General features: G+C 62.3%; 5 protein-coding genes and 3 pseudogenes. 6 read left to right on the top strand and 2 right to left on the bottom strand.

What is annotated here, in order from left to right:
- Nucleotides 1–124 precede the first annotated feature (124 nt).
- Both HT737_RS05145 and HT737_RS05150 read right to left on the bottom strand, forming a co-directional pair.
- Nucleotides 125–1,358: pseudogene (locus tag HT737_RS05145) on the bottom strand (M20/M25/M40 family metallo-hydrolase).
- A gap of 142 nt (nucleotides 1,359–1,500) precedes the next feature.
- The gene (locus HT737_RS05150; RefSeq protein ID WP_095668862.1) at nucleotides 1,501–2,574 is read right to left on the bottom strand and encodes a diguanylate cyclase; all 1,074 of its coding nucleotides are present in this window, start codon (nucleotides 2,572–2,574) and stop codon (nucleotides 1,501–1,503) included.
- Nucleotides 2,575–2,746: 172 nt separating this feature from the next.
- Here HT737_RS05150 and HT737_RS05155 point away from each other — a divergent pair, with 172 nt between their 5' ends.
- The 6 genes and pseudogenes from HT737_RS05155 (at nucleotide 2,747) to HT737_RS05180 (ending at nucleotide 10,567) form a co-directional block, all read left to right on the top strand.
- Nucleotides 2,747–4,198, top strand: a complete 1,452-nt coding sequence (locus HT737_RS05155) for an NAD(P)/FAD-dependent oxidoreductase (protein WP_182401728.1) — start codon at nucleotides 2,747–2,749, stop codon at nucleotides 4,196–4,198.
- A gap of 21 nt (nucleotides 4,199–4,219) precedes the next feature.
- Complete coding sequence (locus tag HT737_RS05160; protein ID WP_047293385.1) at nucleotides 4,220–5,146, top strand: alpha/beta fold hydrolase; 927 nt, start codon at nucleotides 4,220–4,222, stop codon at nucleotides 5,144–5,146.
- A gap of 174 nt (nucleotides 5,147–5,320) precedes the next feature.
- Nucleotides 5,321–6,824, top strand: a pseudogene (gene glcD, locus HT737_RS05165) (glycolate oxidase subunit GlcD).
- Complete coding sequence (gene glcE, locus HT737_RS05170; RefSeq protein ID WP_182401730.1) at nucleotides 6,824–7,873, top strand: glycolate oxidase subunit GlcE; 1,050 nt, start codon at nucleotides 6,824–6,826, stop codon at nucleotides 7,871–7,873. The pseudogene glcD and the gene glcE overlap by 1 nt, the downstream one beginning before the upstream one ends.
- A gap of 2 nt (nucleotides 7,874–7,875) precedes the next feature.
- Nucleotides 7,876–9,098, top strand: a pseudogene (gene glcF, locus HT737_RS05175) (glycolate oxidase subunit GlcF).
- An 89-nt stretch (nucleotides 9,099–9,187) separates the two neighbouring features.
- Complete coding sequence (locus HT737_RS05180; protein WP_182401731.1) at nucleotides 9,188–10,567, top strand: VOC family protein; 1,380 nt, start codon at nucleotides 9,188–9,190, stop codon at nucleotides 10,565–10,567.
- Nucleotides 10,568–10,585 lie beyond the last annotated feature (18 nt).

Here is a 10,585-nt window from a genome sequence, read left to right on the forward strand (position 1 = left end):
GGCTCGCTCCCACATTTGATCGGTGTCGAACACAGATACTGCGTCCACTGAAGTTCTACTGTGGGAGCTGGCTTGCCAGCGATGGGGCCGGTCGCCTCAGCACTGAACAATGTTCAGACTGTGACTATTTGGCCAATTCCATGATCATCCGCGACAACAGATAAATCCGCGGCGCCACGCTCGCCACTTCAGCGTACTCCTCCGGCGTATGAATATTGCCGCCGACAATCCCGAAACCGTCCAGCGTCGGTGTGCCCACGCCGGCTGACAGGCTGGCATCCGCCGCACCACCACTGCCCTCTTCGGTCAGCTTGCGGCCGATCTCGCCGTAAATCCCTTGGGCCATCGCCATCAAGCGATCCGACTCCGCCGTTTGCGGCATCGGCGGCAAGCCGCGTTTGAGGCTGGTAGTGACTTCGGTTTCCGCGATCAGCTTGTCCTGCGAGACCCGCGCCAGGTCTTTCTCGATCCGGTCGAATTCTTCCGGCACGGCCGCGCGCACGTCAGCCTTGGCGGTGGCGTGATCGGGAATCACGTTGGTGCGATCACCGGCCTGGAGCACAGTGAAGTTGATCGTGGTTTTCTTCGCTTCGTCGCCGAGTTTGCCCAGTTGCAGAATCTGGTGCGCCGCTTCCATCGCTGCGTTGCGTCCCAGCTCCGGCGCGACGCCCGCATGCGCAGCCTTGCCCTTGACCTCGACCAGCGCCGTTGCGCTGCCTTTGCGCCACACCACCAGACCATCGGCCGGACGCCCCGGTTCGAGGTTGAGCGTCACGTCGTGGGCCTTGGCGGTTTTCTTGATCAGGTCGGTGGCGACGTCCGAGCCGGTTTCTTCGCTGGCATCGAGCAGGAAGGTGATTTGCGCGTAATCCTTGAAGTCGAGGTTCTTCAGGATCTTCAGCGCGTAGATCCCGGCGACGATGCCACCCTTGTCGTCCATCACCCCCGGCCCGTAGGCGCGGCCGTCCTTGATATGGAACGGGCGCTCGGCGGCGGAGCCTTCCTTGAACACCGTGTCCATGTGCGCCATCAAGAGGATTTTCGCCTTGCCGGTGCCTTTGAAAGTGGCCAGCACGTGGTTGGTTTTTTCCGGGGTGTTGGGCACCAGCTCGATGGTGGCGCCGAGTTTTTTTCAGCTCGTCGATGGCGATCTCGCTGACATGTTTGAGGCCCGGTTCATAGCCGGAACCGGAGTCGATGTTGACCAGCCGCTCCAGCAGTTTCAGGGCTTCAGGCTGATACTGCTCGGCATCGGCCAGCACTTGCTTGTGCGGTTCGGCGAAGGCACCGGCAGCGCTGAAGGCGAGAGACAGGCCGAGGCTGGCGGCCAGCAGGGAGCGGGGAAATGAGAACGTCATGAATCGATCCTTGTTTCGCGTCGGGGGATTCAAACCGTACCTGACATCGACGCAAGGCTCTATAGCGGATGCGACACCGGAGCCGCCGACACCGAACACTTCCAGGAGCGAGCCGGCTCGCATAGGTGAATGTGGTGAGCAGTCAGACCGAATCGAGCAGTTCCTGTTTCGGCAGGTCGTCACTGTTGCAAATCACCCGATTGCGCCCGGTCGCCTTGGCCTCGTACAGCGCCTGATCCGCATCATTGAGCCAGCGGGTCGCGTCGCCATGCGCCGGATCATAAGCCGCCAGACCGATACTCAGGCTGACCTTGAGCGCCGGGTTCTGTTCATAACCCAGGGTGGCGAAACGTTCGCGCAAGGCTTCCATCGCCTGCGCCGCATTGAACAGCGGCAGGTCGGGCAGAATCACGCAGAACTCATCGCCGCCGTAGCGACCGGCGATATCCGCAGCGCGCAGGTTCTGCTTGAGCATTTTGCTCAACTGGCGCAGGACGATGTCACCCGCCACATGCCCATACGTGTCATTGATCGACTTGAAGTGGTCGATATCGATCAACGCAATCGCCGCGCCCTGTTGCTGTCGACGGCAACGTTGAAAAGCGATGTCCAGTTGATCCTTCCAGGCGCCGTGGTTGAGCAGACCGGTCAGGCTGTCGGTGCGACTCAGGGCCAGCAGTTCACGCTTGTGCAGGCCCAGCGTGTAGGCCTGGCGAAAGCAGATCCAGCCCAGCGCCAACGGGTACAGCATCAGCAATGGCAGGCAGGCATACAGCTGTAAAGGTGAGGTGGGCGGGATGAACGCCGGGGCGAACACCACCAGGCCGACGCCGATTCCAAGGACCTGCGCCGCCAGGCCCGCCGCGAGAAAACGCACGCCACCGATGGCGACGTTATTCATCGCCATCATCGAAACGGTGGTGGCACTGGGCAACGGATTGAACTGCATGGCGGCGACCCAGAAGCCGCCCATAAACGCGTCGATCAACAGATTGCGGTGTTCAGCATGGTAGGGAACGCTGGAGCGACGGGCCCATTGAAACGCCAGATGCGGCCAGACCAGGCCATTGAACAGCATTAGTGCCCAGACCCACGGCGACGGGTCAAGCGGGTACATCGCCACGCTCACGCACAACAACCCCAGCACCAGGCCGAGGGTTCGCGATGTATAAAGCCTCCTGGCCAGTGAAAGTCCCTTTCCCCCCTTGTTTCGCATAAGGGCCTCGACCACTCAACGGAACCTGCGCACACCGTCAGACCGATGTGCTGGGAGTCTATCAGCCAGCCGTTAAATAGCCATCACCGCCCAGCCGCCCGCTCACACTCGGCGAATTTTTAGCTATACCTGAAAGGATGAAAACGGTGAAACGACTATAAGAAGGAGACCCATGCGGACCTACCAGGTGTTGATCATCGGCAGCGGATTTGGCGGCCAATGTGCGGCGGTCAATTTGCTCAAGGCCGGCATTGACGATTTTCGCCTGCTGGAACGAAGGACGTTCTTCGGCGGCACCTGGTGCCAGAACACCTATCCCGGCGCAGCGGTGGATGTGCCCTCACCGCTGTACTCGCTGTCCTTCGCGCCGTACCGCTGGACGCAGATGTTTGCCGCCCAGCCTGAACTGCACCGATACACCGAACACGTCATCGAACGCTTCGGCCTGCGCGAACGCGTGGAACTGCAAACCAACGTCGAACGCATCGAATGGGATGATGCCGCCAGGCAGTGGGCGGTGCACACCAACAAGGGGATGTTCTGCGCGCAGTTCGTGATCAACGCCTCCGGACCGTTGAGCCAACCGGTGATCCCACCCTTCCCCGGCCAGGATCGCTTTCAGGGCCAGACTTTTCATACAAACAATTGGGATCACAGCTACGACTACCGCGGTAAACGCGTGGCCATCGTCGGCAGCGGCGCCAGTGCCGCGCAGGTCATTCCGGCGATTGCCCCCGAGGTCGCACAACTGCATGTATTCCAGCGCACACCACATTGGGTGCTGCCGCGCGCCGATCGCCGGTTCGGGCCTTTGCAGCGCTGGCTGCTGGGAGTGAAACCGGCCTACAAGCTGCTGCGCTGGCTGCTTTACTGGCAATTCGAAACACGGGTCATCGCCTTCAAATATTCGAAACCGGCGATTCACCTGGTCCAGCGCCAGGCCCTGCGTTTTCTCAAGCAACAGGTGCCGGACCCGCTGTTGCGCGAAAAACTCACCCCGGACTTCACCATCGGCTGCAAGCGCATCCTGCTTTCCAGCACCTATTACCCGGCGCTGACCCGACCCAACGTCACCCTGCACAGCCGCGAGCAAGGCATCGCCGCGCTCGATGAAACCGGCATCGTCACCCAGGATGGCCAGCACATCGATGTCGACCTGATTGTCTGGTCGACCGGCTACGACGCCACCGACGGCGTGGTCTCCTACCCGGTGACCGGCAAGCACGGCGTGCAACTCAAGGACGCCTGGGCGCAGTACCCGCGCGCCTACCTGGGCACCAGCCTGCCGGACTTTCCCAACCTGTTCATCGTCACCGGGCCCAACACCGGCATCGGGCATACCTCGGCGCTGTTCATCATCGAGGCGCAGATGAACTACATCCTCGACTGTATCCACACCCTGCAGGCAAAAGGATTGCGCAGCATCGAAGTGCGCCCCGACGCGGAACGTACCTACACTGCAATGATCCACCGTGAGATGGAGCGCACGGTGTGGAAGTCCGGCGGCTGTCACAGTTGGTATCAAAGCAAGAGCGGTCATGTGATCGCGATATTTCCGGGCTTCAGTTTCAGCTACTACCGGTTGACCCGGGCGCTGAAACCGGCTGACCACATTCTGTCCTGAACACGTAAAAGGAAGACGTCGATGCTTGTGCTGTTTGTCGCTCTCGCGGTTTTCGTGGCCTGGAGCTGGTTGAGTTATCCGGCGATCGGCCATTGGCTGTATGACCTGAGCACGGCGCTCGAGGCCAGGATGTACAAGTTGCACAAGATCGAAGTGCCGATTGCCGAAATGACGGTCTCGACCTGGCAAGGTGGGCCTTATGAAGCCGCCAGCGCGATCCTGATGCTGCACGGCTACAGCGCCGAGAAAAATCTGTGGCTGCGCTTCGCCAGGCACTTTGTCCGCCAGTACCGGGTGATCATTCCGGACATCGCCGGCCACGGTGAAACCGGCTTCAAGGCCGGTGGCGGCTATGACATTGCGCTGCAGGCCAAGCGCATGATCCAGCTGCTCGACGTGTGCGGTGTGGAGAAAGTCCACGTGATCGGCAACTCGATGGGCGGCTACATCGCAGCGTGGCTGGCGGCAACCTACCCGGACCGGATTGCCTCACTGGCACTGATCGACCCGGCCGGCGTCACCGCACCGCAGGCCAGCGACATGGAACGCCATCTGGCCCGTGGGCATAACCCGTTCCTGATCAACTCCCGGGAAGAATTCCGCCAGTTTTATGCGATGACCATGGCCTCGCCACCGTGGGTACCCGGGCTGGTGCTGGACGCCATCGCCCAACGTTACCAACGCCAGCGTGATGAGCTGGAAGAGATCTTCCGCGACTTTCGCGCCAGCCCGCCGATGGAACCGAAACTGGCCGAGATCAAATGCCCGGCGCTACTGCTGTGGGGGCGCAAGGACCGCTTGATCGACGTCAGCAGCGTGCCGGTGTGGAGCAAGGGCATCGCCAATCTGCGGGTCGAAGTGTGGGACGGTGTCGGGCACATGCCGATGGTCGAACAACCGGGGAATACTGCGCGGTTGTATCGAGAGTTTCTGGGCAGTCAGCGATGAATCCCACAACTATCTTTGTAGTGAGGGGATTCATCCCCGATGGGTTGCAGAGCAGCCCCGGTTCCAGCACCAAGCTGAATCAGACACACCGCATGTTCTGGGTTGGGCTGCTGCGCAGCCAGTCGGGGATAAATCTCCTTACCACAGGTAATCCCGTCCGCCAATGGAATTGGAATGAACATTCTCTACGACGAACGCCTCGACGGCTCGCTACCGGAAGTGAACAAGGCTGAGCTGCTGAAAACCCTGCAGCACGCCCTCCCGGATCTCGACCTTCTGTGGCGCGAAGACGAACTCAAGCCGTACGAATGCGATGGCCTGTCGGCCTATCGCACCACGCCGATGCTGGTGGCGCTGCCCCCGGCGACTCGATCAGGTACAAACCCTGCTCAGACTCTGCCATCAACACCACGTGCCGGTGGTGGCCCGTGGCGCCGGCGACCGGGTTGTCGGGCGGCGCGCTGCCGCTGGAAAGCGGCCTGTTGCTGGTGATGGCGCGGTTCAACAACATCCTGCACATCGACCCGGCGGCTCGCACCGCACGGGTTCAACCCGGGGGTGCGCAACCTGGCGATATCCCCAGGCGGCGGCGCCGTTCGGCCTGTATTACGCGCCGGATCCGTCGTCGCAGATTGCCTGTTCGATCGGCGGCAACGTCGCGGAAAATGCCGGTGGCGTGCATTGCCTCAAGTACGGTCTGACCGTACACAACCTGCTGAAGATCGAAGTGCTGACCATCGAAGGCGAACGCCTGACGCTGGGCAGCGAGGCCCTCGATGCGCCGGGCTTCGATTTGCTGGCGCTGTTCACCGGCTCCGAAGGTTTGCTCGGGATCATCACCGAAGTCACGGTCAAACTGCTGCCCAGACCGCAGGTCGCCAAGGTGCTGCTGGGCAGCTTCGATTCGGTAGAAAAGGCTGGCCGCGCGGTGGCCGACATCATCGCTGCGGGGATTATTCCCGGTGGCCTGGAGATGATGGACAACCTGGCGATCCGCGCCGCCGAAGACTTCATCCACGCCGGTTACCCGGTCGCTGCCGAAGCGATTCTGCTGTGCGAACTCGATGGCGTCGAAGCCGATGTCCACGACGATTGCCTGCGGGTGCGCGAGGTCATGCTGCAGGCCGGCGCCAGCGAGGTGCGTCAGGCCCGCGATGAAGCCGAGCGCGTGCGCTTCTGGGCCGGACGCAAAAACGCCTTTCCGGCGATCGGCCGCTTGTCCCCGGACTACTACTGCATGGACGGCACCATCCCGCGTCGCGAATTGCCCGGCGTGCTGCAAGGCATCGCGCGCCTCGGCGCCGAATACGGCTTGCGCGTGGCCAATGTGTTCCATGCCGGTGACGGCAACATGCACCCGCTGATCCTGTTCGACGCCAACCAGCCCGGCGAACTGCAGCGCGCGGAGGCGTTGGGCGGGAAAATTCTCGAATTGTGCGTGCACGTCGGCGGCAGCATCACCGGCGAACACGGGGTCGGCCGCGAGAAAATCAATCAGATGTGTGCGCAATTCAACAGCGCAGAGCTGACCCTGTTCCACGCCGTCAAAGCCGCGTTCGACCCGCAAGGCCTGCTCAACCCCGGCAAGAACATCCCGACCCTGCACCGCTGCGCAGAATTCGGCGCCATGCACATTCACGCCGGACAACTGCCATTCCCCGAACTGGAGCGCTTCTGATGGCTGACGTCGACGCCAGCGGCGCCCTGCTGGATCAGGTCAACCAGGCCCGGGCCAACGCCACGCCGCTGAAAATCCAGGGTGGCAACAGCAAGGCGTTTCTGGGGCGCGAGGTGGCCGGCGAAGTGCTCGACACCCGCGCGCACTGCGGCATCGTGCGCTATGAACCGACCGAGCTGGTGGTCAGCGTGCGCGCCGGTACGCCGCTGCGCGAGTTGCTCGCGGCGCTCGACGCTGCCGGGCAGATGCTGCCGTGCGAACCACCGGCCTTCGGTGACAGTGCCACCGTCGGCGGGATGATCGCCAGCGGACTGTCCGGGCCACGGCGGCCATGGTCAGGTTCGGTGCGCGACTTCGTCCTCGGTACCCGGGTCATCACAGGCCTTGGCGAGCACCTGCGGTTCGGTGGCGAGGTCATGAAAAACGTTGCCGGCTACGACCTGTCGCGCTTGTTGACTGGCAGTTTCGGCTGTCTCGGCGTGCTCACCGAGGTCTCGCTGAAAGTCCTGCCGAAACCGCGTCAATGCCTGAGCATCCGCCTCGATATCGACTGCACCCGAGCGCTGACCAGGCTGGCCGAATGGGGCCAGCAACCGTTGCCGATCAGCGGCGCCTGCCATGACGGGCAAAGCCTGTACCTGCGCCTGGAGGGCGGCGAAGGCTCGGTGACCGCCGCGCATCAACGACTCGGCGGCGAGCCGCTGGACTCGGTGTTCTGGCGCAACTTGAACGAGCAACGCCTGAGCTTTTTCGACGAGGGCCTGCCGCTGTGGCGCCTGTCGCTGCCGAACAATCTCGGGCCGCAAGACTTGCCCGGCCAGCAGTTGATCGACTGGGCCGGCGCGCAACGCTGGCTGAAGTCCGATCACGAGCACGTTCAGATTCTCGCCCAGGAACTCGGTGGCCATGCCACCTGCTTCACCCATGGCGCCAGCGACACACCGTTCCAGCCGCTGCCGCGCACGTTGATGCGTTATCACCGGCAACTCAAGGCGCAACTCGACCCGCAAGGGCTGTTCAACCCCGGCCGGATGTACGCGGAGTTCTAGCCATGCAGACCACCCTCAGCGAACAATCCCGACAACTGCCGCGTGCGGCCGAGGCGGAAAAGATTCTGCGCACCTGCGTGCATTGCGGTTTTTGCAACGCCACCTGCCCGACCTATCAGTTGCTCGGTGATGAGCTCGATGGGCCACGCGGACGCATCTATCTGATCAAGCAAGTGCTCGAAGGGGCGCCGGCCACCGAGCAGACTCAGTTGCATCTGGATCGCTGCCTGTCCTGCCGTAATTGCGAAACCACCTGCCCCTCTGGTGTTGACTATCACAACCTGTTGGATATCGGTCGGGCGGTGGTCGATCAGGCCGTGCCCCGCCCTGCCGCCCCAGCGCTTGTTGCGCGAGGGCTTGCGTGCACTGGCGCCGAATCCGGGCGTATTCAAGGGACTGCTGCGGGTAGGCACGACGTTCCGGCCGCTGTTACCGCGCATCCTCGAAAGCAAATTGCCGCAAAGCGCCCCAGTGTCCGGCTCACGCCCTGCCCCACGCCATGCGCGGCGGGTGTTGCTGCTCGAAGGCTGCGTGCAACCGGGCCTGTCGCCGAACACCAATGATGCGACGGCGCGGGTGCTCGATCGACTAGGGATCAGCGTCACGCCGGTGGCCGAGGCCGGTTGCTGCGGCGCGCTGGACTATCACCTCGACGCCCAGGCCAAAGGCCTCGAGCGCGCGCGGCAAAAACATCGACGCGTGGTGGCCACAGCTGGAAAACGGCGCGGAAGCCATCGTGCAGACGGCCAGCGGTTGCGGCGCGTTCATCAAGGATTACGGGCATCTGCTGGCGCAGGATCCGCGCTACGCCGACAAGGCGCGGCAGATCAGTGAGCGAACGCTGGATCTGGTGCAACTGCTCGCTCACGAACCTCTGGAGCAAGTGTGCGCCGCCCGCCAGCGGCGGATCGCCGTGCATTGCCCCTGCACCCTGCAACATGCGCTGAAACTCGGCGGCGCAGTCGAAGCGCTGCTGACCCGCCTTGGGTTCAATCTCACACCCGTGCCGGACGGTCACCTGTGTTGCGGTTCGGCCGGCACATATTCGCTGACGCAACCGACCCTCGCCCGGCAATTGCGCGATAACCGCCTCAATGCGCTGGAAAGCGGGCGCCCGGAGCTGATCGTCACGTCCAACGTCGGCTGCCAGAATCATCTGGCCGGCGCCGGACGCACGCAGGTTTTGCACTGGATCGAACTGGTGGATCAGTCGTTGGCAGAATGAAGTTCGTAGGATTCTTCGTTTGCCGCCGTCGGCGAAGGCTGCGATCTTTTCCTCCATCCTTTACGTGACCGTGGCAGGAATTTTTTTTCATGACCGTGCAGCCTTTCGTCAGCCCAGACCTGATCCGCCAACGCTTCTCCAAAGCGATGTCCGACATGTACCGCGAAGAAGTGCCGTTGTACGGCGCGCTGATGGAATTGGTGGAACAGACCAACCGTGAAGTGCTGGCCGCTCAGCCAGACCTCGCACGGCAGCTCGACAGCACCGGTGAAATCGGGCGCCTGGACATGGAGCGCCACGGCGCGATCCGCGTTGGCACAGCCAAAGAACTGGCGACCCTAGCGCGTTTGTTCGCGGTGATGGGCATGCAACCGGTGGGCTACTACGACCTGACCCCGGCGGGTGTGCCGGTGCACTCCACGGCGTTTCGCGCGGTGCATGAAGCGGCGCTGCAGGTCAGCCCGTTTCGGGTGTTCACCTCATTAATGCGCCTTGAGTTGATCGAGGATCCCGAACTGCGGGCGTTTGCCGAATCGGTGCTGAATCAGCGTTCGATCTTCACCCCTGCGGCATTGCATCTGATCGAGCGGGCGGAGTCAGCCGGTGGGCTGAATGAGGAGGAAGCGGCGCAATTTGTCCTGCAGGCACTGGAAACCTTTCGCTGGCATCACAGCGCCACCGTCACCGCTGCGCAGTACCAGACCCTCAGCGCCCAGCACCGTCTGATCGCCGATGTGGTGGCGTTCAAAGGCCCGCACATCAATCACCTGACCCCACGCACGCTGGACATCGATATCGTCCAGACGCAGATGCCGGTGCACGGCATCACCCCGAAAGCGGTGATCGAAGGCCCGCCACGCCGCAAGTGCCCGATCCTGTTGCGCCAGACCAGTTTCAAAGCGCTGGACGAGCCGATCGCTTTCACCGATCAGCACGAGACTCGCGGTAGCCACAGCGCGCGTTTCGGCGAAATCGAACAACGCGGTGCGGCGCTGACACCCAAAGGCCGGGCGCTGTATGACCGCTTGTTGAACGCCGCGCGCGATGAACTGGGCGACTTTCCCAACGAAGGCAACGCCGCACGTTACAACACGCTGATGACCCAACACTTTGGCGAATTTCCTGACAGCGTCGACGGCATGCGTGAACAGGAGCTGGCGTATTTTCGCTATTTCCCCACGGAAAAAGGCTTGGCAGCGGGCAGCCTCAAATCGACATCGCTGGAGGATTTGCTCCGCGAAGGCCATGTGAAAGCTGAACCGTTGGTGTACGAAGATTTTCTGCCAGTGAGTGCGGCGGGGATTTTTCAGTCGAACCTTGGGGATGCTGCGCAGACACACTATGGCGAACACTCGAACCGCCAGGCATTCGAACAAGCGCTGGGGCGTGCGACCATTGATGAATTGGGGTTGTATGCCGAGACACAGCGGCGTTCGATTGAGGAGTGTCTGGCAGCGCTTTCGCGCTGAAAAGATCAAAAGATCGCA

The organism is Pseudomonas sp. MD195_PC81_125 (assembly GCF_014060985.1).
Classification (GTDB): domain Bacteria; phylum Pseudomonadota; class Gammaproteobacteria; order Pseudomonadales; family Pseudomonadaceae; genus Aquipseudomonas; species Aquipseudomonas parakoreensis.